At 49.8% G+C, this 24,047-nt stretch carries 20 protein-coding genes; 1 reads left to right on the top strand and 19 read right to left on the bottom strand.

The genetic code is table 11. From position 1 onward, the window contains the following. Window positions 1-384: 384 nt before the first annotated feature. The 17 genes from ACKTSG_RS03410 to ruvA all read right to left on the bottom strand — a co-directional run bounded on the left by ACKTSG_RS03410 (window position 385) and on the right by ruvA (window position 20,735). Window positions 385-696, bottom strand: coding sequence for a DUF1292 domain-containing protein (locus ACKTSG_RS03410; protein ID WP_407891964.1), 312 nt, complete (start codon window positions 694-696; stop codon window positions 385-387). A 14-nt stretch (window positions 697-710) separates the two neighbouring features. Continuing rightward, window positions 711-1,145: a Holliday junction resolvase RuvX gene (gene ruvX, locus ACKTSG_RS03405; RefSeq protein ID WP_407891962.1), complete on the bottom strand. Its 435-nt coding sequence runs from the start codon at window positions 1,143-1,145 to the stop codon at window positions 711-713. Next, window positions 1,145-1,405 carry an IreB family regulatory phosphoprotein gene (locus ACKTSG_RS03400; RefSeq protein ID WP_054714263.1) on the bottom strand — a complete coding sequence of 87 codons (261 nt, stop codon included), beginning with the start codon at window positions 1,403-1,405 and terminating at the stop codon, window positions 1,145-1,147. The genes ruvX and ACKTSG_RS03400 overlap by 1 nt, the downstream gene beginning before the upstream one ends. A gap of 118 nt (window positions 1,406-1,523) precedes the next feature. After that, window positions 1,524-4,166: an alanine--tRNA ligase gene (gene alaS, locus ACKTSG_RS03395; protein WP_407891960.1), complete on the bottom strand. Its 2,643-nt coding sequence runs from the start codon at window positions 4,164-4,166 to the stop codon at window positions 1,524-1,526. A gap of 267 nt (window positions 4,167-4,433) precedes the next feature. Continuing rightward, window positions 4,434-5,324 (bottom strand): hypothetical protein, encoded by an 891-nt coding sequence (locus ACKTSG_RS03390; protein WP_407891958.1) that lies wholly within the window; start codon window positions 5,322-5,324, stop codon window positions 4,434-4,436. Between the two features lie 89 nt (window positions 5,325-5,413). Continuing rightward, a complete protein-coding gene (locus ACKTSG_RS03385) occupies window positions 5,414-6,754 on the bottom strand; it encodes a DEAD/DEAH box helicase (RefSeq protein ID WP_407891956.1) in 1,341 nt (446 codons plus the stop codon). Continuing rightward, window positions 6,754-7,704, bottom strand: a complete 951-nt coding sequence (locus ACKTSG_RS03380) for a DHH family phosphoesterase (RefSeq protein ID WP_407891954.1) — start codon at window positions 7,702-7,704, stop codon at window positions 6,754-6,756. The genes ACKTSG_RS03385 and ACKTSG_RS03380 overlap by 1 nt, the downstream gene beginning before the upstream one ends. Window position 7,705: 1 nt before the next feature. Continuing rightward, window positions 7,706-9,022 (bottom strand): DRTGG domain-containing protein, encoded by a 1,317-nt coding sequence (locus ACKTSG_RS03375; protein ID WP_407891952.1) that lies wholly within the window; start codon window positions 9,020-9,022, stop codon window positions 7,706-7,708. Window positions 9,023-9,081: 59 nt separating this feature from the next. Next, window positions 9,082-10,188: a DNA polymerase IV gene (gene dinB, locus ACKTSG_RS03370; protein WP_407891950.1), complete on the bottom strand. Its 1,107-nt coding sequence runs from the start codon at window positions 10,186-10,188 to the stop codon at window positions 9,082-9,084. Window positions 10,189-10,273: 85 nt separating this feature from the next. Continuing rightward, window positions 10,274-11,758, bottom strand: coding sequence for a glucose-6-phosphate dehydrogenase (gene zwf / locus ACKTSG_RS03365; RefSeq protein WP_407891948.1), 1,485 nt, complete (start codon window positions 11,756-11,758; stop codon window positions 10,274-10,276). Between the two features lie 33 nt (window positions 11,759-11,791). Beyond that, window positions 11,792-12,448 (bottom strand): metal-dependent transcriptional regulator, encoded by a 657-nt coding sequence (locus ACKTSG_RS03360; RefSeq protein ID WP_407891947.1) that lies wholly within the window; start codon window positions 12,446-12,448, stop codon window positions 11,792-11,794. A 203-nt stretch (window positions 12,449-12,651) separates the two neighbouring features. After that, on the bottom strand, window positions 12,652-15,270 hold the full coding sequence (gene adhE, locus ACKTSG_RS03355) for a bifunctional acetaldehyde-CoA/alcohol dehydrogenase (protein WP_407891945.1): 2,619 nt from the start codon (window positions 15,268-15,270) through the stop codon (window positions 12,652-12,654). Window positions 15,271-15,713: 443 nt separating this feature from the next. After that, the gene (gene yajC, locus ACKTSG_RS03350) at window positions 15,714-16,088 is read right to left on the bottom strand and encodes a preprotein translocase subunit YajC (RefSeq protein ID WP_407891943.1); all 375 of its coding nucleotides are present in this window, start codon (window positions 16,086-16,088) and stop codon (window positions 15,714-15,716) included. 77 nt (window positions 16,089-16,165) lie between these two features. Further along, on the bottom strand, window positions 16,166-17,308 hold the full coding sequence (gene tgt, locus ACKTSG_RS03345) for a tRNA guanosine(34) transglycosylase Tgt (RefSeq protein WP_407891941.1): 1,143 nt from the start codon (window positions 17,306-17,308) through the stop codon (window positions 16,166-16,168). Between the two features lie 763 nt (window positions 17,309-18,071). Beyond that, window positions 18,072-19,106, bottom strand: coding sequence for a tRNA preQ1(34) S-adenosylmethionine ribosyltransferase-isomerase QueA (gene queA, locus ACKTSG_RS03340; protein ID WP_407891939.1), 1,035 nt, complete (start codon window positions 19,104-19,106; stop codon window positions 18,072-18,074). Window positions 19,107-19,127: 21 nt separating this feature from the next. Continuing rightward, the gene (ruvB, locus tag ACKTSG_RS03335) at window positions 19,128-20,135 is read right to left on the bottom strand and encodes a Holliday junction branch migration DNA helicase RuvB (RefSeq protein WP_407891937.1); all 1,008 of its coding nucleotides are present in this window, start codon (window positions 20,133-20,135) and stop codon (window positions 19,128-19,130) included. A 15-nt stretch (window positions 20,136-20,150) separates the two neighbouring features. Then, on the bottom strand, window positions 20,151-20,735 hold the full coding sequence (ruvA, locus tag ACKTSG_RS03330) for a Holliday junction branch migration protein RuvA (RefSeq protein WP_407891935.1): 585 nt from the start codon (window positions 20,733-20,735) through the stop codon (window positions 20,151-20,153). Between the two features lie 151 nt (window positions 20,736-20,886). Between ruvA and ACKTSG_RS03325 the strand changes: the two genes are divergently transcribed. Further along, a complete protein-coding gene (locus tag ACKTSG_RS03325; RefSeq protein ID WP_407891983.1) occupies window positions 20,887-21,480 on the top strand; it encodes a TVP38/TMEM64 family protein in 594 nt (197 codons plus the stop codon). 118 nt (window positions 21,481-21,598) lie between these two features. On the opposite strand, the gene ACKTSG_RS03320 is transcribed toward ACKTSG_RS03325, so the two are convergent. Together ACKTSG_RS03320 and mutL are read right to left on the bottom strand one after the other, a co-directional pair. Beyond that, window positions 21,599-22,141: a Maf family protein gene (locus ACKTSG_RS03320; RefSeq protein ID WP_407891933.1), complete on the bottom strand. Its 543-nt coding sequence runs from the start codon at window positions 22,139-22,141 to the stop codon at window positions 21,599-21,601. Further along, the gene (gene mutL, locus ACKTSG_RS03315) at window positions 22,141-24,045 is read right to left on the bottom strand and encodes a DNA mismatch repair endonuclease MutL (protein WP_407891931.1); all 1,905 of its coding nucleotides are present in this window, start codon (window positions 24,043-24,045) and stop codon (window positions 22,141-22,143) included. Before mutL ends, ACKTSG_RS03320 begins: the two co-directional genes overlap by 1 nt. Between the last annotated feature and the right edge of the window lie 2 nt (window positions 24,046-24,047).

Here is a 24,047-nt window from a genome sequence, read left to right as displayed (position 1 = left end):
ACGGACATCATGTGGAAATGACAATCGTCTGATTCGAATACGCACATCTTCCGCTGAATCGGTCTGTTAATTCAGTCCACCAACGGAGAAAATCTGGCGGCGGAGGCGAACTGGTATCACGGAGGAAAGCTGGGCAATTGCCGTGGCAGTGAAATCAAAGATGACGCTGTTTTTTGGCGGCATCTGCGGATTTCACCGGCAAATTCTCAAACAGCGGGTTTGGCTGGTTCAGAATTTAGGCGAAAGAACATCGGCGGGCTTTGCCGATTTCTGTAGCCGGCCGCACGGCAACTTGGCCAGCTTTCCGGAGTGACACCAGTTCACCGCAGCCTCCAGATTTTCGAGCCCAAGGCACACAAAAAGCGGCACCAGGCCGCTTTTCGGTTAGTCTTCGTCTTCGTCAGCTAAGAAGGTGTTCAACACTTCTTCGACCATGGACCATTCATCATCGTCTTCGATCGGATATAAGTCACCTTGGCTGGCATCACCATTGGCATCTGGGGTGAAAGAGAACGCTTGGATCTCTAATTCCTCATCGTCGCTGGCACTTTGTGGATACAACAGCACGTAAGACTTGCCATAATCTTCAGAGTCGAAGGTAAACAGCACTTGGTATAACTCTTCATTGCCTTTGTCATCGACTAAAGTGATCAATTGATCATCTTCGCCTGGTTTGACGTTTTCTTGTTCTGCCATAAGGGCCTCCTTGGTTATTGCTTGGTCAATTTGCCATGAGCGTCTAAATAGTTTTGTAAGATCATTTGCGCAGCCAGCTTGTCGATCACCTTTTTTTGCTTTTTGCGGCTAGCATCGGCTTCTTCGATCAGCATGCGGCTGGCTTCCACCGTGGTCAAACGCTCATCGGTGAAATCAACAGGCAAGCCAAAACGCTCAGCCAACATTGCCCCATACTCGCGTGATTTTTCAGCACGCGGGCCTAAGGTGTTGTTCATGTTTTTCGGCAAACCACACACAAAGCCGGTGACTTCATATTGTTTGGCCAGCTCAGCGACTCGCTCTAAGCCGAATTCGCCTTTGTCTTCATTGATGCGGATGATCTCTAAACCTTGCGCCGTCCAGCCTAAAGGATCACTCATCGCGACTCCAACAGTGCGTGAACCGACGTCTAGTCCCATTAATCGCATCAGTCTTTCACCTTGCCAAGATAGTTACGAACGAGCTCTTCTATGATCTCGTCGCGCTCGTGTTTGCGGATCAAATTACGAGCATCGTTGTACCGCGGGATATAAGCGGGATCGCCGGAAATCAAGTAGCCGACGATTTGGTTGATCGGGTTGTAACCTTTTTCCTCTAAGGAGTTGTACACCGTTTCAAGGGTTTCGTGAACGTTCTTCGGGTCGTTATCGTGAAAGTCAAAGTGGACCGTTTGATCTAATGTGCTCATTCCTAACACCTCTATTCTGTCCAATTCATCCTTATTCTACTTGAAAATGGTCAAAAGCACAATGAACCGACGACATTTTCGCAAGCGTTACCAAGTATTTATCGCTTTGATGATCAGATCATAATGCGGCGATGACTTTGACCGCTTCGGCTAACGCATCGGCGATCCCAGCAGGATTCTTCCCACCCGCTTGGGCCATGTCAGGACGGCCGCCGCCGCCACCTTGAACTTTAGGCGCAATGGCTTTGATGATGTTGCCGGCTTTGACACCTTGTTTGATCGCAGCGGCGGATACGGCGACTAACAGATTGGCTTTGTCATTGGCTTCAGTGGCCAATACCAACACATCAGAAGCATCTTTGGTTTTCCATTGATCCGCCAACTGGCGCAATTCGTTCATGCCAGCGACTTTCAATTGGGCTTTGATCAACGAGTACTTGCCAGCAGGTTCAGCTGAATCAAATAACCCATTGGCTTGTTGGGCAGCTAATTTGGCTTGTAAGGCTTCCACTTGTTTTTGCGAAGCTTTCAAGTCGCTTTGTAAGCTGGCCACTTTAGCCGGTACTGCGTCTAGTTGTTCCGACTTCACGGCTTGGGCAACTTGGTGTAACAAGTTTTCTTGATGGGTCAAGTATTCAAACGCTTCTTTCGACGTGACCGCTTCAATGCGCCGAGTGCCAGCGCCGATACCAGATTCGCCGGTGATCTTGAATAACCCTAACGCACTGGTGTTAGTCGGATGAGTGCCGCCATCAAATTCTTTGTTGAAGTCGCCGATGGTCACCACGCGCACCGTATCGCCATACTTGTCGCCAAACATCGCAATGGCGCCTTCTTTTTTGGCGTCTTCGATCGGCATTTCTTTCCAAGTGATCGGCAAAGCACGCCAGATCTGGGTGTTGACGATGCCTTCGATTTGCTTGAGTTGTTCTGGGGTGACTTGGCCGAAGTTGGTGAAGTCAAACCGTAAGTAATCAGGTTCCACTAATGACCCGGCTTGATGGGTATGGTCGCCTAATACTTGGCGCAACGCCGTATCCAACAAGTGAGTGGCGGTATGGTTCATGGAAACTTTTTGTCGGCGAGTGAGTTCAACTTGCAAGTGGTAAGTTTCGCCAGCTTTCAGGTGCCCTAAAACGGAAATGGTGTGCAAGTTCTGGCCATTTGGCGCATGTTGCACGTCAGTGACTTTGGCCACCACGGCGCCTGATTGATCGAGGATATCCCCATGGTCAGCCACTTGGCCACCCATTTCGGCATAAAATGGCGTTTGATCAAAAATCACTTGGGCGCTACCCGTTGCCACTTCGTCAACTAAAGCATCATTGACGATAATGGCCATCAACTTGGCATCGTCATCTGTATCTGTCCAACCGGTAAACTTAGATTTGGTGTCGATGCTCATCAACAACTTGTCTTGGTTGCCCATGGATTGCGCATCCCCACGTGCGGCGCGGGCGCGGTCACGTTGGGCTTGCATGTTGGCTTTGTAGCCGTCCATATCCACGGTCAAGCCTTCATCTTCAGCCAATTCAGCCGTCATTTCCACTGGGAAGCCGAAGGTATCAAACAACTTGAACGCATCAGCGCCTGGGATCACGGTTTGGCCGTTTGCTTTGACGTTGGCGATGGTTTGATTGAGCATGGTGACCCCAGCGTCTAACGTTTCGCGGAAGCGCGCTTCTTCAGAGCGGATCACTTTTTCGATGAAGGCTTTGTTTTTCAAGACTTCAGGGTAGTAGCTTTGCATGATCTCGCCGACAACTGGCACTAATTGGTACAAGAAGTCAGATTCGATGCCAAGTTTCTTCCCATTTAACACCGCGCGCCGGATCAAGCGGCGCAACACATACCCGCGGCCTTCGTTTGATGGCAAAGCCCCGTCACCAATGGCAAATGTGACCGTCCGCGCATGATCGGCGATGATCTTAAAGGCCACATCATCTTTATCATTGGCGTTATACTTTTTGCCCGCAGACAGGCTTTCGGTTTTTTTGATGATCGGCATGAACAAGTCGGTTTCAAAATTGGTGCGCGTGCCTTCGATCACTGAGACTAAGCGTTCCAAGCCCATGCCGGTATCAATGTTTTTATGCGGTTGGTCGACATAGCGGCCATCTGGCAAATGATTGAATTCGGAGAACACAATGTTCCAGATTTCTTCATAGCGTTCGTTTTCGCCACCAGGATAGTTTTCTGGATCGTCTTCAGCGACATCATTGAAGCTTTGGCCGCGGTCAAAAAAGATTTCTGAATCTGGACCACATGGGCCAACACCGATATCCCAGAAGTTATCTTCCACATCAAAAATGCGCTCTTTAGGCAAGCCCACAACTTCATGCCAAATGCGCTTGGCTTCAGTGTCTTTAGGGTAAACCGTGACATACAACTTGTCTTTGTCCAAGCCTAACCATTCATCTGACGTCAAGAATTCCCAAGCCCACGGGATCACTTCTGGTTTGAAATAATCGCCGACTGAGAAGTTCCCCAGCATTTCAAAGAAGGTCAAATGCCGCGCGGTTTTGCCGACATTTTCAATATCGTTGGTACGAATGGACTTTTGGGCGTTAGTGATCCGCGGGTTCTTGGGGATCACTGACCCGTCAAAATACTTCTTTAACGTGGCCACACCAGAGTTGATCCACAATAACGAGGGGTCGTTGACTGGGATCAAGCTGGCGGAAGGTTCGATATCATGCCCTTTTGACTTGAAAAAGTCCAGAAACATTTGGCGGATCTGGGCTGAGTTGAGTTGCTTCATAATTTCCTCCTAAGGAATCGCGGTTTTGCGACACAAAAACACCGCTGCAATTCAAGGACGCTTGCGCGCGGTACCACCTTGTTTGCAACGATGTTGATCGTTTACCACTTCATTGATTACTGTTTAATTGTCGATCAGGGAGCACAAGTCACTGCTGTCGCCGCGTTCCCAATTAATCGCGACTTCCTGGATGATCAGCGTCATGCCTTGCATATCCTAACGACGTCATTATACGGACACCGCGCGCTGGTGTCAATGCCACCAAGGTCAGTCGATCGTGATCAACGTCAGCGGCCGATACGTGTGCGCTTCAAATGGCAGTGCCGTTTCAGCGCGATAAGCAGGGGACCATTGCGCCAAGCTAGCACCGCGTTTATCTGGGCCTGCTAATAACAATTCAGGCGCCGCGTCGCTGGTTTTGATGGTCAAGCCAAAGCGATTCGGCAAATAAGCCGGCAGTGGCTTTGGGACTTGATTGCCCCAAGGAAAAACTTGCGCGATGCCGCCACCTTGCAAGTATTCATATTGATCTTCATTTGGCAAGGTTTGGCCAAACCCACCTAAGGATTTGCGCAACTTTTGCGCATCCCAATCATGCACCAAACGCACTTGATAGTGATGAGCACTTTGTTGGATCAAGCGCACATGCCCGCTTTCAAGCACTGGCGCAAAAGACTCGGCATCAGGCGCCAAGCTATCAACATGGCGGCTCAACAAAGCCAATACGGTCGGCTTGTAAGGCACATAAGCGAAATGATTGCCATGAAACACATGCGTCAACAAGTTCACCTGCCCGATCACTTGTTCTTGAACTGGCACGGCTTGGCGCGCCACCAACATCGGCGGCATATCCACCACGCGTTTCGGCGAAAATTGCGCTTTTGGCCACTGGGAAAGTAAGGCTTGAACATTAGGCTCATCGCGATCAACGCCAAGGGGCACATTTAATGCGCCAGGCACAAAGCGTAGCCACTGACCGCCGATCAACACATCAAACGTGTTCAACGTTTGGCCAAAATAATCCACTGATACCGGCGTCAACGCATCCACTGACAACAACGGACTTAAAAAGTAGCGCGTCAGTTGTTGCAAGATAAAGCGCTGACGCTCTTGGGCTAAGCTTGCCCATTGCGGTAACAATAAGTCGGTTTGAGCCATGTTGCCCCTCCTTTTTCAAAAAAACAAACGGCGACTAAAACTGCGGCGACTAATCAATAGTCTGGCAAGTTTAATCTCCGCTTGAGCGTTTACTTCGATTTTTTGGCTTTACGTGAGGCGCGCATGGCTTCCCGTTTTTTCAAACGAGAATTGAAGCGCCGTTCGCGATCGACTTCTTTTTGGATCTTGCGTTTGTAGCCTGGCATATGTTTCTTTTCTTCTTTGGCCGCCAAGCCGCGGATCCGCAGGGAACGCGGATCAGATTTCGCTTTACGAGTGACACGACGATTACGGTCGTAAGAATCGACCACTTCGCCGTTTTTGATCGCTTTAGGGGTGAAGTGGATGCCTAAATGTTCCAATTCGGCGATTTGGTCTTCTTGCCCTGGCGTATACAAGGTAATGGCGATACCATGCATCCCATTGCGCCCAGTACGGCCGACGCGGTGAATGAAGAATTCATTGTCGCTGGGGATCTCAGCGTTGATGACATGCGAAACCCCTTTGATATCGATCCCACGCGCTGCCAAGTCAGTGGCCACAACATATTGATACTTCAACGCCGCGACTTCTTTCATCACGCGTTTGCGTTCACGTGGCGGGATACCGCCATGGATCTTAGCGACATTCAAGCCTTGATCCGTTAAGAATTGATGGATGTGATCCACCGCATGCTTGGTGTTAGCAAAAATCAACACCAAAAATGGCTGCCCGATCGTCAACAATTGATAGATCAATTGGTTTTTGTCACGGCCTTTGGCGGCGATCAACCAGTTATCCACGGTGTCGGCGATCACGGATTGCGGCTTTAAGGTAAAGATCGTTGGGTTTTGCATGTATTTCTTTAAGAACGGTTCGAGCTTTTGCGGAATAGTGGCGGAAAACACCAACATTTGCAGATCTTTAGGAAAAGTCGCAGCGATTTGATCGACTTGGTTCAAAAAACCCATGTCTAAGGTCATATCCGCTTCATCCACGACAAAAGTTTCTGCTGTGTGAGCGGCCAAAGCGCCTGACTTGATCAGATCCAAGATCCGCCCAGGGGTGCCAATGACCAATTGCGGTTGGTTATTTTTCAGCTTGTCGATTTGTTTGGCTTTATCAGTACCGCCAACATAATTGTGGATCCGCAAGTCTGGCAAATGTTTCGCCAAAGTCGTCGCCACAGTATAAATTTGGGTAGCCAATTCCCGACTCGGCGCGGTGATCACCGCTTGGACCGTGTCGGATTTGGCGTCAAGGCGATCTAAGATCGGGACCAAAAAGGCATGGGTCTTCCCAGAGCCGGTTTGGCTTTGGCCGATCACTGACTCCCCACGTAAAACCGCTGGGATCACTTTTTCTTGGATCGCCGTTGGGGTGTCGATGTGCATATCCGTTAACCCGTCGATGATCGGCTGGCTTAATGCGTATTGCTTAAAAGTTGCCATTAATGCTCGCTTTCTGCCACTATGGCTTCGAGTTGTGTTGTAATTGCGTTGATCTCTTCACGGTTTTGGGCTTTGGCACCTGATGCCAAAGGATGCCCGCCGCCATGGTGTTGCTTGGCTAGTTCATTGATGATCGGGCCTTTGGAGCGCAAGTTGACCCGATATGGCTCGCCATCTGGTTGCTCGACAAAAATCACCCAAGCTACCACTTCGCCTAACCGTCCTGGGGTGCCCACTGCCGCATGCACTTGATCTTTGGTCAAGCCCAATTCGTTGACGACACTTAAGGGGATCTCCACCGACCCAGCGCCGGCTGGGGAAATATGCAAGTGGTTAAACACATAACTTTGCAACTTGGCTTGCGCAAAGCTGATGGCATTCATCCGATTGTTTAAAGCCGTGGGATCAAAATCTTCTTGGATCAACGCCGCAGCCACTTGCAAGGTGTGTGCTGAAGTATTGTTGTACAAAAAGCGCCCAGTGTCGCCGACGATGCCAGCATATAACAGCCGCGCGACTTTGGCATTCATCGAAAGCGCCCCATTGGCATGTTGGATCAAGTCATAGACTAATTCCGAGGTGGAACTGGCTTCAGGCACGACCCACAACAAATCGCCATAGGCATCGTCATTGGGATGATGATCGATTTTGATCAAAAACTTCCCGGTGTTAAAGCGCTGATCTGAAACTCGCGGCGTGTCTGCGGTATCAACGGTGATCACCAACGCGTTGGCATAATCGGCATCTTGGACCTGATCCATCGTCGACAACCAAGCCAAGTTGCCAACGTCCCCGCCGGCTAACAACACACGCTTATTCGGATAAGCCGCTTGAATGCTAGCAGCTAAACCACCTTGAGAGCCTAAAGCATCAGGATCTGGATTAACATGACGGTGAATGATGATGGTGTCATAGGCTTTGATCTGCGTGAGGATGTCGTCTAACAACATATTAATTCCTTTCCAGCAATTGGCAGGTGACCAATGCTTTGGCAACTGGCAAACCGTCAGTTTGTAATTCGATATCTAAGGTCGCTTCATGGCGCGTCAATTCCAATGGCCGCACATGAATGTTGACGGTGGTTTCCAACTGGATCGGCCGAAATGTGTGCAACGATAACTCCGCCACCAACACATTGCGTCGCCCGGCCCGGTTCAAAAAGCCAGTCGCGGCAGTATTGACGGCTTCATTCAACACCCCAAAACTCAACGTGCCCAGCTGATTGGTCATCATCGGCGTGGTGTGCAACCGGTAATCGGCAACATCAACGCGCGTGGATTCGACTAACTGCATTTGCCGCGCCACTTGATCGGCGAACGTGGCCGCATCGCGATTGTGATTGAGATCAGCCATGCTGGAAAAAACGGCATGGCGCGTGACGATCCCCAGTAACTTCCAAGAATCATCCACCACTGGCAACACCGCCAACCCGTTGCCTTGCATGGTGTGGCCGACAGTGGTCACGGACAAGTAAGGCTTGACGGTCAGGGGATCTTTGACCATCACCCGCTCTAGCGGAGTGGTGAGCTTTTTGCCATGGATCTGCGCTTCTGCGACCATCCCCACTAAGCGGCCGCCTGAGGTAATGATCGGTAACGCAAAGTCGCTACGATCGCCGCGCAAGCGCAAGAAATCCGCCACCGTATTTTCAGGTGTGGCCGTTTTGATTTTGCGCAAGCGCGAATAAACTGCCGCCACGGTCAAAATGTCTTGTTTGATCGCTTGATCAGACAACGCGCGGTTGATCATCGTCGCCACTGTGAAGGTATCATAGCTGGTTTGCATCACCGGCAAACTTGCCGCATTGGCTTTGGCGATCACTGCATCGCTAGTCATAAAGCCCCCAGTGATCAACACGGCGGCGCCATTTTCCAACGCGAGTTTTTGGGCATCTTCACGATTCCCGATGATCATCAACGCGTTCGGCGTGATGTAGCGCTTCATTTCGTCTGGCGTCATGGCACCGATGACGAATTTGTCGAGTTTTTTGTTCAACCCAGCCGACCCGCCGAGCACTTTGCCATCGATCAGCTTCAATAACGCTTTTAACGTCAATGAGTCGATATTGTTGATCGGCTTTTGCTCGATGCGAATGGTGCCGACGCGCTCGATCGTTGACACTAAGCCGGTGTTTTCGGCTTCTTTGATGGCGCGATAAGCCGTGCCTTCAGAAACTTGTTGCTGCTTGGCAATGGTGCGCACCGAGATCTTGGTGCCAACTGCCAAGTTTGCAATATAATGTAGGATCTGTTCATGCTTCGTCGCCATCATTTTACCTCACGTGTCCTCAGTTACCTTTAGTATAACACATTCACCGGCTGTACCAATCACAGGGGCAAGTCAAGATTTTCAAATTGTTGCGCTTCTAAGCCAGTCACGGTGATCCCCAGCAGCCGAATGGCGATATCATCAGGTTTGAGCTGTTGCCACAACTGCCAAGCCACGTTGAAAATATCCGCTTCGCGATTGATGAACTGTGGCAAACTCGTTCGTCTGGTCGTGGTATTGAAATCCCGATCCCGCACTTTAAGCACCACGGTTTTGCCATGTTTTTGCTTGCTGGCTAACGTCTCTGCCACCAGTTTGGCCAAGTGTTTGAGTTCTGCTTCCACTTGCGCGTCGGTGGTTTTCACGGCGCGATAGGTGCGCTCTTTGCCGATGGATTTGCGATCACGCACCAGCACTGGGCGGTTGTCGATGCCGCGAGCATGTTGATACAGTCCCAAGCCCATTTTGCCAAAATGTTGCACCAAGTCTGCTTGACTGTAAGCCAACAGATCCGCACCAGTTTCGATCCCCATATCTTCCAGTATCGGTTTGGTTTTGGCGCCGACGCCGCGAAATTCGCCGATCGCCAAGCGCTTCAAAAATGCTTGGGCTTGTTGCGGCAAGATCACGGTACGGCCATTGGGCTTGTTGTATTCACTGGCTTCTTTGGCCAAAAACTTGTTATACGACAACCCAAAACTACACGTTAAACCTGTTGTTTGCTTGATCGCATCTTGCAGCCATAGCGCCAAATCGATGCTGGTGGGAAAATCTTGATTGGCCGTCACGTCCAAATACGCTTCATCTAGCGCCACTGGCTCGATCAAATCGGTGACTTGGCGAAACAACGCATGGATCTGATCGGACACGGCATGATATTTGGTGAAGTCCGGGTCTTTAAAGGTCAACACTTTCTTAGGCACCAAGCGCAGCGCTTCTTGGGCACTCATTGCCGAATGTACCCCGTATTGGCGCGCCACATAATTGGCAGTGGTCACCACCCCTTTGCCGCCGGTTTTGCGCGGGTCGTGGGCGATCACCAAGGCGCGCTTTTTCAACGCCGGATCATCGCGTTGTTCGATCGACGCATAAAACGCGTCCATATCGATATGCAAGATCCGCCGGCTGGTGTCATTGATCTCAGGCACTGATAACCAATCCCCCATACGCGCGCCTCCAATCGCTAGGATAAGACACAAACGGGGTCAAGACGAAAGCGTCTAGACCCTGTGTGCATCATTTCATCAATTACTAATCTGCCATTTTGACATGGGTAGGTTGCCAATGCCATTCATTGCCATCACGCGCCAATAACTCAAAGCTTTCTTTGGGTCCCATGGTGCCGGCTGGATATTCTGGCATGGTCGTGTCATGTTGCCAAGCGGCTAAGATGGCATCAACATATTGCCAAGTTTTGGCCAGCTCCGTCCAGCGCGTGAAGTTGGTTTGATCACCTTGTAGCGCATCTTGGATCAAGCGCTCATAAGCTTCTGGCGCTGCTTTGGCGGCTTTGGGCTCATGGCGAAAGGCTAAGTTTTCTGGGATCAACTCATTGCTTTGGCCTAGCTTTTTGCCGTTTAACACCAAATCGAACCCTTCGCTTGGTTCCACATAAATGGTCAAGGTGTCAGGTTTTGCGGCAGTGTTGAACAGCGCATCTTTGGCTGGCTTGAATACCACGGTGATCTGGGTCGATTTGCGCGTCAATCGCTTGCCAGTGCGCACATAAATCGGCACGCCTTGAAAATCCGGGGTATCGACGAGAATTTTCCCGGCGACAAATGTATCTGTCAAAGAATCTTTGGCCACACCAGTTTCATCGCGGTAGCCGGTGACTTCATCCCCGTCGATCACCGCGGCAGTATATTGCCCGCGCACGAAATTGTCGCAGGCTTCTTGCGGGGTATACACATGTAAATGATCAAACACGTCGCCTTTGACGCGGTGTACTGCTTCAGAGGTCAATGACTCAGGCTTGGCCATAGTCAGATCTGCCACCAGCTGCATCACATGGTTTTGGATCATATCACGGATGGCGCCGGATTGTTCATAATACCCCGCGCGTTCTTCGACCCCAACGGCTTCTGCCAAAGTGATTTGAATATTTTGGATATAGTCTTTGTGCCAAACATTGGCGATCATCGGATTGGCAAAGCGCAACGCCATGATCGCTTGGGCCATTTCTTTGCCTAAGTAGTGATCGATACGATAAATCTGCGACTCATCAAAGGTCGCGGTGATCGAATCATTCAACGCTTTGGCTGAGGCATAATCATGGCCAAAAGGCTTTTCGATCACCAAGCGGTTAAAACCGTTATCAGTCAGTAACGCTTCAGACTTCAAATGCTCAGCGATGGTGGCAAAAAAGTTTGGCGCCATGGCCATATAATAGATCCGGTTACCGCCGGCTTGATATTGGTCGTCGAGCTTGGCGGCCAGCGTTTTCAAGGTGGTGTAATGTTCGGCGTCAGTCACATCATGGGATTGATAATAAAAGTGACTGGCAAAGCGCTGCGCTTTTTCCAATGTCGCGCCAGGCATGGTTTTGACGGCTTCCACGACGATCTCGCGCAGGTGTTCATTAGACCATGGGCGTCTGGCGGTGCCGATCACGGCAAAATGTTCATTTAAATAGCCGCGCTGAAACAAACCAAACATGGCTGGATAAAGTTTGCGCCGAGCCAAGTCTCCTGACCCGCCAAAAAGAATGATCACTGCTGCTTGTTCTTTTGCCATATGCTGTATTACTCCTATTGCGTCTTCAACATGTTAGTCAACGATCGCCGGATCGATGAAAATATGTGCGGCGCGCACGCGATCGACGGCAAGGTCTTGATCAGTGCGCGTCAAATGTAAGGTGATGGCAGCGTCACTGACGCCCACCACGGTAAAATGATCTTCAATTTGTAAGTCGATATCGCGAATGTAATCCAACACCACGACTTCATCGACCACCCGCTCGATATGGCCTTTTTCGCCGACTGAAACATTGGACAGCGGCTTGCGGCTTTGATCAAAATAATGCCCATCTGCATCTGGGATCACCCCACCATGCGGACAATATTGCGGGTTGCCTAACATTTCCGCTAAGCGATCAGCCATATCTTGCGTTGTGGCGTGTTCCAACCGCTCTGCTTCTTGATGGATGGAGTCAACAGGATAATGTAACGACTGCACCAAAAAGACTTCCCATAAGCGATGATTGCGAACTAATAAAGCCGCCCGCTTTTGGCCGGTGGCTGTTAGCTTGATCCCTTGATATGGGGTATGGGTCACATAATGTTGTTCCACTAACTTGGTGATCATCTCGCTGACCGAAGCCGCCGAAACATCCAAGCCGATCACGATTTGCTTGTTTGAGATCAGCTGGGTGTCCCCGCCCAGTTCAAAAATCATTTTAAGATAATCTTCTTTATTTGGTGTCATAACTCATCCTTACTTTTAGTCGCAATGGTCTAACTCTATTATGGCATGAAATCGCCAAAAATAGAAGTCGACGCCTACCAATCTTTCCAAAATCCAATGCACAAACCAAGTCCCCACTTTAAAAGTTGGTCGCGACTAATTTTACCATCAAAAAAGCGCCGCGCAAGCGCGACGCTTTCTCAAAACCGTGGCGGATCGATCCGCTAAGGGCGAACCGAAGCAGAAGAAGCTGTGCCTTCATATTCATCTAAGACCATTTGCTTCATATCAGCGATCAAAGGTTCAACTGGGTTGGTGACTGTGCAGTTGTCTTCATAAGCCAATTCGGCGATCCGATCAACATTGGATAAGACATCTTCTTTGCTGATGCCTTGTTCCTTCAAGCTCATCTTAACGCCAACGCGACCAGCTAAATCAATATAAGCTTGGACGAAAGATTCGACTAATTCAGCAGTGGTGTTGCCTTTAAGTCCCAAGTAACGGGCGATTTGCGCGTAATCTTCGTCAGCTTTGAAGTAGCTGTACTTGGCCCATACCGCGCGCTTAGTTGGGGTTTTGGCATTGTAGCGCACCACATGTGGGAAAGTGATCGCAATGCAACGGCCATGAGGCAGGTGGTACGTTTGACCAAGCTTGTGGGCGATACTGTGGTTGATCCCAAGTAATGCGTTGGCAAAGGCCATCCCAGCGATCGTCGAAGCATCATGCATTTTGGCTTTGGCCTCCAAGTCGCCTTTGTAAGAAGCTTCCAAGTTGTCAAAAGCCAACTTCAACGCTTCTAGTGATAACCCACGAGTGTAAGAGCTTGCCATCGTGGAAACGAAGCTTTCAGTGGCGTGGCAGATCACATCCAAGCCAGTATCAGCGACGACCTTCGGCGGTACCGTTTCGATGAACTGCGGGTCGACCAACGCCACATCAGGCGTCAAAGCGTAGTCAGCCAATGGGTATTTGATGCCAGTATCAGAATCGGTGATGACCGCAAATGGGGTCACTTCAGAGCCGGTACCAGAAGTCGTTGGGATGCAAACTAACTTAGACTTGGTTGGCTTTGGGAACTTGTAAGTCCGCTTACGGATATCCAAGAACTTCTGCTTAGCGCCAAAGAAGTCGCCATCGCCATCGTAAAACAGCCAGATGCCTTTAGCCGCATCCATGACCGAACCGCCGCCGATAGCTACGATCGCATCAGGCTTGAAGTCTTTGGCGATCGCCGTGCCTTTATAAACCGTGTTGCTGGATGGGTCAGGTTCGACATCCAAGAAGGTTTGCACATCCACTTTGTTGGTGCGGTTTTTCAATACGTCTTCAACGATGCGAACATAGCCGAGTTTTTCCATGCCGCGGTCACCGACGATCAATACCCGATCAAGGCCGTCCATTTTTTCCAAGTAGCGTACGGAGTTGCGTTCGAAGTAGATCTTCGGTGGCAGCTTGACCCATTGCATGTTGTTGCGGCGCTTTGCCAATGTCTTGATGTTCAACAAGTCGATCGTCCCCACATTATGCGAAATTGAGTTACCACCGTAAGAGCCGCAGCCCAACGTCAACGATGGGATCATGTTGTTGTAAAGATCCCCGATACCACCCATGGTCGATGGGGTGTTGACCAAGATCCGGCAAGCTTGCATGCGATCAGCATAGTCCAAAGCCAAGTCTTGATCAGCAGTGTGGATCACTGCGGTATGGCCCAAGCCGCCGATATCAAGCATTTTTTCAGCTTTAGCAAAGCCATCTTCATGATCAGTGGCTTTAAACATTGCCAAAACTGGGCTGAGTTTTTCATGAGACAGTGGATATTTGTCGCCAGGTTCAGGCAATTCAGCAATGATCAACTGGGTGTCTTTAGGAATATCGATCCCAGCCCAGTTGGCGATCTGCCAAGCACTTTGACCAACGATCCGAGGGTTGACAGCCATTTTTTCGGTGTTGATCACTGTTTCAGTGAACTTTGGCAAGTCCTTTTTGGCCACGAAGTATGCGCCTTGGGCAGAAAATTCAGCTTTGACCTTGTCATAAATGGCCGCATCTACGATCATGCCTTGTTCAGAGGCACAAACCATCCCATGGTCAAAACTCTTAGACAACATGATGTCGTTGACGGCTTGTTTGATGTTGGCAGACGCTTCGATGTAAGCTGGCGCATTGCCGGCCCCAACGCCTAACGCTGGCTTGCCAGAAGAATAAGCAGACTTGACCATGCCAGGGCCGCCAGTGGCTAAGATCGTGGCCACGCCTGGGTGATGCATCAGCGCTTGGCAAGCTTCGATACTTGGGACTGGGATATATTGCAACGCACCTGCTGGCAAACCGGCTTTGACCGCTTCGTCACGCAACACTTCCAAAGCGCGAGAAGATGATTGTTGAGCGCCTGGGTGGAAGGAGAAGATGATCGGATTGCGCGTCTTGATGGCAATTTCAGCTTTGAACATCACCGTTGATGTCGGGTTCGTCACTGGGGTTACCCCAGCGATGACCCCGATCGGTTCAGCGATCGACACCACATTTTTTTGTTTGTCTTCGGCGATCACGCCAACAGTTTTGTCGTCTTTGATCGCGTGCCAAATTTCTTCAGTGGCAAACATGTTCTTGATGGCTTTATCTTCATAAACGCCACGACCCGTTTCTTCAACAGCCAACTTCGCCAATTCCATATGATGATCCAAACCAGCGATCGCCATGCGGTGCACGATATGGTCGACTTTGGCTTGGTCGAAGCCTTTCATCACGTCCAAAGCAGCGTGAGCGTTTTGAACCAAGTCATCGATCATTTTGTTGACGTCTAACTCGGATTTTTCTGGCGCAGTTTTATCTTTCAGCATTTGCGTATCCTCCACGGTTGAATGTTTTTTCGTTAACCATTTCACAAGAACACTATAACGGATGGTTGTGAATTTGTAAACAGGTTAAGTGAATTTTTTCACGATTATTTTTAAAATGCCTTTACACCGCGGTTTTAACAGCAAACTTTTTTTCGTTCAATGTGATTGATTGAGCGTAAGCCGCTTTCATCTGTTTTGTGGGATGCTGTTTACTGTATCACAAAGTTCGACATGATTGCGGTATATCAAGCTTCAGCCGCGTCACAGTTCGCCAAAAGTGTGACGACCGCCAAATTCGTAACCGGTTTCATTATTCGGTAGCCGCGCACTGCTTCACTTTTTTCAAATGGCAAAATGCTGTCAGCTCGCGATTTCTCAAAGATCTGCTGGAAACAAAAAAATCGCCCCACCCACAAAATGGGCGGTGCGATCCAAATAATGCTTTAGTCTTCTTTGGTGCTGTCGTTTGAATCATCAGACGTCGGTTCAGAATATGGCTTGTCTTCAGTTTCAGGCTTGGCTTCAACTTTTGGCGTTACGGTTGCGGTAGCCGCAGGTTCTGCCACCGTGCGAATGGCACTTAAGTTGAAGGTCAAAAAGATCCCGTCTAAGTCCAGATCAACAGTGCCATTGGCGGTATCGATGCTATCGATCACCCCGTGCAAACCACCGATCGTGATGACCTTATCGCCTTTTTTCATGGCGCTTAACATTTGTTGACGTTTTTGTTGTTGCTTCTTTTGGGGCCGCATCATGCCAAAATACATGAATGCAAACATAACGACCACTAAAATGATCATGGAAAAACTACTATTCAATGTGGGCACCTCGTTTAATTTTTATTCATTCCATACTGTAACAGATTTTCACTTGTCTTGCCAATGCGACTTTAGACTTAGAACGACTTGGCGTTAGGTTTGTTGTAGCCATATTGTTCAAAAAAGGCTTCGCGGAACTCTAACAACTGGTCATTGGCAATGGCTTCACGCACTTGTTGCATCAAGTGTAACAAGAAATATAAATTGTGATAACTGGTCAAGCGGATCCCAAACGCTTCGTCAGTGTGGATCAAATGACGAATGTAAGCGCGGGTGTAGTTACGGCAAGTATAGCAATCACAATTAGGATCTAAAGGCGTGAAGTCGCGCGCGTATTTGGCGTTTTTAATGACAACGCGGCCATTAGAAGTCATGGTGGTCCCATTTCTGGCGATGCGCGTTGGCAACACGCAATCAAACATATCGATGCCGCGGATCACCCCATCGATCAAGGCATCAGGCGAACCAACCCCCATCAAATACCGAGGCTTGTTTTCCGGCAACAGCGGTGTGGTGAAGTCCAAGACATGATTCATTTCTTCTTTGGATTCACCAACTGACAACCCCCCGATAGAATAACCTGGGAAATCCATGCTGACAAGATCGCGCGCCGATTGTTGGCGTAAGTCTTTGAACCCAGCGCCTTGCACGATCCCAAACAGTGCTTGCCAATCTGGATTTTTGTGCGCTTTTAAGCCACGTTCGGCCCAACGACTGGTGCGGGCCACGGATTTGGCCACATAGTCATAGCTTTCAAAAAATGGTGGGCATTCATCAAAGCTCATCATGATGTCTGGCCCTAAAGCATTTTCGATCGCGATGGCTTTTTCTGGGGACAAAAACATTCGCGAACCGTCTAAATGATTTTTAAAATGCACGCCTTCTTCTTGGATATCGCGCAGATCAGCCAAAGAGAACACTTGAAAGCCGCCAGAATCGGTTAAGATCCCTTTGTCCCAGTTCATGAATTTATGCAACCCACCGGCTGCTTCGACGATGTCTTCACCTGGCCGCAGCCATAAGTGATACGTGTTGGCCAAGATCACGCCAGCGCCCATGGCATCCAGTTCTTCTGGCGCCATGGTTTTGACTGAAGCCAAGGTCCCAACTGGCATGAACATTGGCGTTGGAAAAGTCCCATGCGGGGTGACCAATTCGCCTAAGCGCGCGCCGGTATGCTTATCGACGTGTTTGAGATGATACGTTACTGCTGGTTCCATAGAGCCTCCATTGATTTGGTGTGCGATATTGATACTAAAGTTATTTGACATGACGGTGGGCGTTTGAATTTGGGACTCCGGCTGGGTTGTTGCGCCATTGTGAGGGTCCTAGGTAAAGCTAGCTGGGATGTCTCGCTTAGCTCGCCACCCGCCGGATCTTTCCCTGCGGCTTTCCGTAAGCGATAAATCGCTAACGGAAATCTCACGATGGCGCAACAACCCAGCCTCCGTCCCAAATTCAAACGCCCTGGTTGCTACCAACTTTTTTCAGATAGCGACAACTCATTGACTTCAACGTTCAGATACTGAGCCGACTCGAAGTCACGTTACGCAGACGTGTTCGTTTAACTGACCAGATGACTCTATCCAGTGCTCAACGTTGTCACCGGTGTTGCGTTGAGCAGTCAGTTGGCGCGGCTCACTGAGAAAAGCTGGCAGCGGAGGTGGATCGGCAAAACGAAGGAAAACTGGCCAATTGCCGTGAAAGTGAGCTCAAGGATGACGCCGAACTTTGGCGGCATGCGCAGATCTCACCGGTAAATTTTGAAACAGCGGGTTGTGCTGGTTCAAAATTTAGGCGAAAGAACATCGGCAGTCTTGGCCGATTTCTGAAGCCGTCCGCCCGGCAATTGGCCAGTTTTCCGCAGTGCCGCCGATCCGCCGCAGCCGCCAGCTTTTCGTGCCGCAGCGTCTTAACTGTCAGTCCATCTTACCACGACAACGCTAAGACAACAAAAGGCCGCAGTGGGCCTTTTGCACAAGTTTACTTGTGAATATACATGGCATCGCCGAAGCTGAAGAAGCGGTAACGTTCCTTGATCGCATGTTCATAGGCATTGAGGATGTTCTCGCGGCCAGTAAATGATGCCACTAACATCACCAACGTGGACTTTGGCAAGTGGAAGTTGGTGATGAATGCATCGACCACGCGCCATTGGTAACCAGGCTTGATGAAAATATCCGTCCAGCCACTAGATGGTTTGATCTCACCATTGAACTTGGTGCCGATGGTTTCCAACGTCCGAATCGACGTGGTACCAGTGGCGATGATCTTGCCGCCGTTTTTCTTGACTTCATTCAAGGTATCGGCAGCTTCTTGGGAGAAGCGGTAAAATTCACTGTGCATTTTGTGATCTTCGATGTTCGTCACTGAAACCGGACGGAATGTCCCCAAACCCACATGCAAGGTCAAGTAAACCAATTTGGCGCCTTTGTCTTGGGCCTTTTGCAGTAATTCTTCGGTCCAGTGCAACCCGGCAGTTGGCGCAGCGGCGGAACCGACTTCTTTGGCATAAACGGTTTGATACATTTCTGGGTCGTCGAGTTTTTCTTTGATGTACGGTGGCAATGGTGTTTCACCGAGTTTGTCTAAGATCTCCATGAAAATACCGTCATAGTGGAATTCAATGATCCGGCCGCCATGTTCGAGTTCTTCAGTGACAGTGGCTTTCAATAAACCATCGCCAAAGTCGATCTCAGTGCCAACTGGGGCTTTTTTGGCCGGCTTCATCAAGGTTTCCCACTTGTCGCCTTCCGTGTTATGTAACAATAACACTTCCATATGCGCACCAGTCTCTGGCTTAACGCCATATAAGCGCGCTGGCATCACGCGGGTATCGTTCATCACGATCGCGTCGCCAGGTTCAATGTAGTCCAAAATGTCATAGAAGTGTTTGTCTTCGGTGGCACCAGTTTTGGCGTTTAACACCAACATACGGCTGGCATCGCGCTCTTTTAATGGCGTTTGGGCAATCAATTCATGCGGCAGATCATAATCAAAATCTTCGGTAGTTAACACAGTAGTTCCTCCTGAGAAACGTTATTTGTTAGTTAAATACGGCATATCCAAATGAGCAAAACCAGCTGGCGTCACCATGCGGCCGCGCGGGGTGCGCTTCAAAAAACCGATCTGTAACAGATACGGTTCGTACATTTCCTCAATGGTGGCAGTTTCTTCACCGATGTTAGCGGCAATCGTCGCCAACCCGACTGGGCCACCATCGTAATCGCGGATCATCATCATGAGCATTTTGCGGTCGATTTGATCCAGCCCGCGTTCATCCACTTGCAATTGATCTAAGGCGTGGTCCACTAACGCCACGCTGACGGTATCGGCTTCTGCCACATCAGCGAAATCACGGATGCGCTTAAGCAAGCGGTTGGCGATCCGCGGCGTGCCGCGGGAACGCAGCGCCAATGCTTGCGCTGATTCTAGTGGCAGCGACATGTTGAAAATGCTAGCTGTGCGCTGCACGATCTGCGTGAGCTCTTCATCAGTGTAATAAGCCATATGCGCGGTGATCCCAAAGCGATCGCGCAACGGCGCTGACAACATCCCCGCCCGAGTCGTCGCCCCGACTAACGTGAACGGCGGCAACGGAAAATGGACCGGGTGTGCAGTTGGCCCTTGCCCGACAACAATATCAATATAGAAGTCTTCCATCGCCGAGTACAGCATTTCTTCAACAATTTTAGGCAAGCGGTGAATTTCATCGATGAATAACACATCACCGGCTTGCAATTCGTTGAGCAACGCCACCAAATCACCTGGTTTTTCGATCGCTGGCCCTGAAGTGCTACGAATGTGCACGCCTAATTCATTGGCGATCACCAATGCCAAAGTGGTTTTACCTAAACCCGGTGGGCCATATAACAGCACGTGATCCAAGGCTTCTTCGCGCTTTTTGGCGGCCTGGATGTACACTGACAACTGGTGTTTGACCGCGGTTTGGCCGATGTAATCAGATAACAGCTGCGGCCGCAAGCTGCGTTCGATAGGATCTTCTTGCGCTTGTGAATGTTGATCAACGATCCGATCGTCAGCCATATGACCCCTCCTTTTTTATTGACTTAACAATGATAACCCTAAGCGCATGTATGCGTCAGTGGTTTTGGCATTGGAATTTTCTAATTGTCCAGCTAAATGATCAACGGTTTTTTGTGGGTAACCTAACGCCACTAACGCCGCCAAAGCATCAGCTAACTGGGCATTGTCAGGTTGCTTAGGCAATAATTCTTGCAACAGCGGCCCTGGCGCGTCGATCTTACCTTTAAGATCCAAAATGATCTGTTGAGCGGTTTTTTTGCCGATACCAGGAAATTTCGTCAAAAAGCGCACATCATCTTGGGCGATGGCATTTGCCAAGCCTTCAGTTGACGCATTGGCTAAAATCGCCAGCGCTGATTTTGGCCCGATACCGGTGACGCTAAGCAGTTGATTAAAGGTTTGTTTTTCGCTGGCGTCAGCAAACCCGTACATGCTTTGATCATTGTCACGAATGATCAATTGCACATATACAGTTGCCTCTTGGCCTTCTTCAAATTGATACGGATTGGCCACTAGCAGGCGATAGCCGATGCCATTGACATTGATCACAATAAAACTCGGCGTAACGGCGGCAATGCGCCCTTGCATAAATTCGTACATGAGGGTCCTTTCTTAAGTACATGTGTTCGCTACATTCTACCATAATTCGCGAGTCCACCCAACAAATCAGACTTGCGCCGCATTCCAAATGGCTTGTCACTTGCTAAACTAAAACCAATGAAATCACAGCGGTCAAAAAAGGGGTGACATGGTGGACGCATCAACTTCACGCAAATTGATCAACGCGACAACAGTTGGCATGTTAGGCGTCAGCGCTGGCTTGTGCGCGTATTGGTATCACTTAGGCGTCTTTCATGATCTCAACAGTATGCAAGGCTTTTTGGCAGGGATCGGCGCGATCGGTCCTTTGTTGTTCATTGCCATTCAAATCATTCAAGTGGTGATTCCAGTGATCCCAGGCGGTATTTCCACTGCAGCTGGGGTGTTGTTATTTGGTCCATGGGCTGGTTTTGCGTATAACTATATCGGCATTTGTATCGGCTCGATCATCAACTTCTGGCTGGCGCGGTATTACGGCGTCAACTTCATCCGCTATGTGGTCAGTGAAGCCACCTTTGAAAAATACCAACATAAAACCCAAAATCAGCGCAAATTCGACTGGTGCTTCGCCTTGGCAATCATCGCGCCAGTGGCCCCAGATGATGTGTTGTGCTTAGTCGCTGGCATGACGAAAATGTCATTCAAAAAATTCTTAGCGATCATTATTTTAGGCAAACCGATCACCATCGCCGCTTATTCTTGGGGGTTGGTCACTGGGGCGCATTGGTTGACACAACTGTTTTAATGCGCAAAACCGGCGATTTTTCCAGCACACAGACACCGTTGCCTCACGATTTTCTTTTGGAATCGTGAAGCCGCGGTGTTTTTAAGTGAAACGCACAAGCGCAGACCGCAAGGCTTTCTTATAACATGCGCGCCAAAGTGCTGATAGGCAAGCCCATCACATTGTAGTAATCCCCGACAATGCCCTTGACCAATAAAGCGCCTTGGCCTTGGATCCCATAGGCGCCAGCTTTATCGCGGTATTCCCCACAACTTAAATACAGTTGGATCTCAGCGTCGCTTAACGGCCAAAATTCAACCGCGGTGGTCACCGCTTGCAGCTGCTCTTGGCCATCAGGCTGGCGCACATAAACGCCAGTATGCACATGATGCACTTGGCCAGATAAAGCTTGCAACATCCCCAATGCGTCGGCTTCATCTCGTGGCTTGCCTAGCAACTGATCATGAAACGCGACCATGGTATCGGCTGCGATCACCGTCGCTTTAGGGTGCAACTCAGCCACAGCGCGACCTTTGGCTTGGGCCAGACTTTGCACATAATCAGCTGGCGGTAAAAGCGGCAGTGCCCGCTCGTCGATCAATGCGCCTTGGGCTTGGAAGTCTTTGGTGATGCGCTGCAACAGTGCCACGCGGCGCGGTGCCTGACTGGCTAAGATCAGCATTAATAATCCTCCGTGGTGTGTGAGTCTTGGATCCGCTTGAACATTTTCTCCAGATCAGTATTGGAAAAATGCACCAATACCGGCCGGCCATGCGGGCAGTTGAAAGGATTTTCACATTGGGCCAACTTCACCAATAACGCTTGGGCTTGTTGGGTGTCTAAATGGTGATTGGCTTTAATGGCGCGTTTGCAACTCATCATGATCGCGGTTTTTTCACGAAACGCGGCGACGGTCAAGTGGCCATCTTTTAACACCCAATCCACCATTTCGCGAATGGTGTCTTCTTCTTGGCCAGCTTTGAACCAAGTGGGATGCTGGCGGACGATGAACGTATTTTGGCCAAAGTCTTCGAGATACAACCCAAGGCTTTCAAGCGTTGGTCGCGCGGCTTTGATCGCAATGGCGTCGCTGGCTGGATAATCCAGCACCAGTGGCACCAACAAGCGTTGCAAGTCCGTGGCGACAACGCCGATTTGTTGGCGATAGTATTCGTAATTCACCCGCTCTTGAGCGGCATGTTGATCCAGCAAATACAACCCATCTGGATCTTCTGCCAACAAATAAGTGCCATGCACTTGCGCCAAGTAGCGCAGATCTGGGAAGCGTTTGGCAGGCTTTGGTCGGTCCGCAACCGGCGCGGCCACTGGTTGCGCCGGCTGGGCGTATTTAGCATCCCATTGCGACAAGCGCGCTGGATCTTTAAAAATCGGCGTGCCATCAAGATCTTGCATCGACTTGCCAAACTCGGCGGTTGGCGCAGCATTGGCGTCAACGCTTGGCATCGGCGTTGGGGTTTTTGCGGCGGCTGTTGGCGCTTGGGGTTGAAACTGCCGCTGGACTTCATTAAGCGTTTGCGTCAATTGATCCAGATCCACTGCCGGACGCTGACGCAAATTGTGCAACGCTTCTGGGATCAGATTTTCTGAACTTAAGCGAGTTTTGATGGTTTGCGTCAGTAAGTCAGCCAGTTGGCTTTCTTTGCTTAAGCGCACTTCTTGTTTAGTCGGGTGCACATTGACATCCACCAACAACGGCGCCATTTCAATATTGACCACGGCGATCGGGTAGCGGCCGACCATGAGCTTACTGCCGTAACCGGCAATGATGGCTTTGGTCAACTGATAGTTTTTGATGTAGCGGCCATTGATCATCAAGCTTAAATAATTGCGTGACGCGCGAGTGGTGTCAGGCAATGAGAAATACCCAGAGATCTTGAAATCATCATCTTCACCGGCAAAACTTAACATGCCTTTGGCGGTGGTCACCCCGTAAATGCCTGCCAAGGTTTGTTGCAAGTCGCCATGACCGGCAGTTTTCAGCACCATTTTGTGTTGGTGACGCAAGCTAAAGGCGATTTCAGGATGCGCCAAAGCCAAGCGATTGACGATGTCGACGATCTTCCCAAGTTCGGTGGCTTGTGATTTGACATATTTCAACCGCGCTGGCGTATTGAAAAATAAATCGCGCACCGTGATCTGCGTGCCTTTGCGGCTGCCGGCTTTATCGATGGTTTGCATGTCGCCGCCAACGATATGGGCGATCGTGCCTAACCCAGATTGCGTCGCCGTTTCTAACGTCACATCAGCGACTGCTGCGATAGAGGCCAGCGCTTCGCCGCGAAAGCCTAACGAATGCACATTAAACAAGTCTTTCACCGTTAATATTTTGCTGGTCGCATGCGGCAAAAAGGCAGTCGGTACATCTTCAGCTTCGATCCCTGCACCGTTATCGATCACTTGGATCATGGTGACGCCGGCATCTAACAAATTAATGTCAACTTGCGTGGCGCCGGCATCGATACTATTTTCTACCAGTTCTTTGACGACACTGGCAGGACGTTCGATCACTTCCCCAGCAGAAATTTGATTGCTTAAGGTTGGGGAAAGCTGATGAATTTTAGGCATAA

This window comes from Lacticaseibacillus salsurae, from assembly GCF_045862175.1.
In the GTDB taxonomy this organism is placed as follows: domain Bacteria; phylum Bacillota; class Bacilli; order Lactobacillales; family Lactobacillaceae; genus Lacticaseibacillus; species Lacticaseibacillus salsurae.
The sequence above is the reverse complement of the archived record's forward strand: the minus strand, read 5'-3'. Positions and strand labels throughout refer to the sequence as shown.

What these genes read in the sequence shown, in the direction of transcription:
- ACKTSG_RS03380 (WP_407891954.1), bottom strand. Translation starts at nt 7,704, where the DNA reads ATGTTGTTAGACGACATCCTCACGCAGATCAAAGCCTATGACACCATC.
- ACKTSG_RS03400 (WP_054714263.1), bottom strand. Translation starts at nt 1,405, where the DNA reads ATGAGCACATTAGATCAAACGGTCCACTTTGACTTTCACGATAACGAC.
- ruvB (WP_407891937.1), bottom strand. Translation starts at nt 20,135, where the DNA reads ATGGCTGACGATCGGATCGTTGATCAACATTCACAAGCGCAAGAAGAT.
- adhE (WP_407891945.1), bottom strand. Translation starts at nt 15,270, where the DNA reads ATGCTGAAAGATAAAACTGCGCCAGAAAAATCCGAGTTAGACGTCAAC.
- ACKTSG_RS03390 (WP_407891958.1), bottom strand. Translation starts at nt 5,324, where the DNA reads ATGGCTCAAACCGACTTATTGTTACCGCAATGGGCAAGCTTAGCCCAA.
- ACKTSG_RS03360 (WP_407891947.1), bottom strand. Translation starts at nt 12,448, where the DNA reads ATGACACCAAATAAAGAAGATTATCTTAAAATGATTTTTGAACTGGGC.
- ruvA (WP_407891935.1), bottom strand. Translation starts at nt 20,735, where the DNA reads ATGTACGAATTTATGCAAGGGCGCATTGCCGCCGTTACGCCGAGTTTT.
- dinB (WP_407891950.1), bottom strand. Translation starts at nt 10,188, where the DNA reads ATGGGGGATTGGTTATCAGTGCCTGAGATCAATGACACCAGCCGGCGG.
- ACKTSG_RS03410 (WP_407891964.1), bottom strand. Translation starts at nt 696, where the DNA reads ATGGCAGAACAAGAAAACGTCAAACCAGGCGAAGATGATCAATTGATC.
- tgt (WP_407891941.1), bottom strand. Translation starts at nt 17,308, where the DNA reads ATGGAACCAGCAGTAACGTATCATCTCAAACACGTCGATAAGCATACC.
- alaS (WP_407891960.1), bottom strand. Translation starts at nt 4,166, where the DNA reads ATGAAGCAACTCAACTCAGCCCAGATCCGCCAAATGTTTCTGGACTTT.
- mutL (WP_407891931.1), bottom strand. Translation starts at nt 24,045, where the DNA reads ATGCCTAAAATTCATCAGCTTTCCCCAACCTTAAGCAATCAAATTTCT.
- ACKTSG_RS03375 (WP_407891952.1), bottom strand. Translation starts at nt 9,022, where the DNA reads ATGGCGACGAAGCATGAACAGATCCTACATTATATTGCAAACTTGGCA.
- zwf (WP_407891948.1), bottom strand. Translation starts at nt 11,758, where the DNA reads ATGGCAAAAGAACAAGCAGCAGTGATCATTCTTTTTGGCGGGTCAGGA.
- ACKTSG_RS03320 (WP_407891933.1), bottom strand. Translation starts at nt 22,141, where the DNA reads ATGCTGATCTTAGCCAGTCAGGCACCGCGCCGCGTGGCACTGTTGCAG.
- ruvX (WP_407891962.1), bottom strand. Translation starts at nt 1,145, where the DNA reads ATGCGATTAATGGGACTAGACGTCGGTTCACGCACTGTTGGAGTCGCG.
- ACKTSG_RS03385 (WP_407891956.1), bottom strand. Translation starts at nt 6,754, where the DNA reads ATGGCAACTTTTAAGCAATACGCATTAAGCCAGCCGATCATCGACGGG.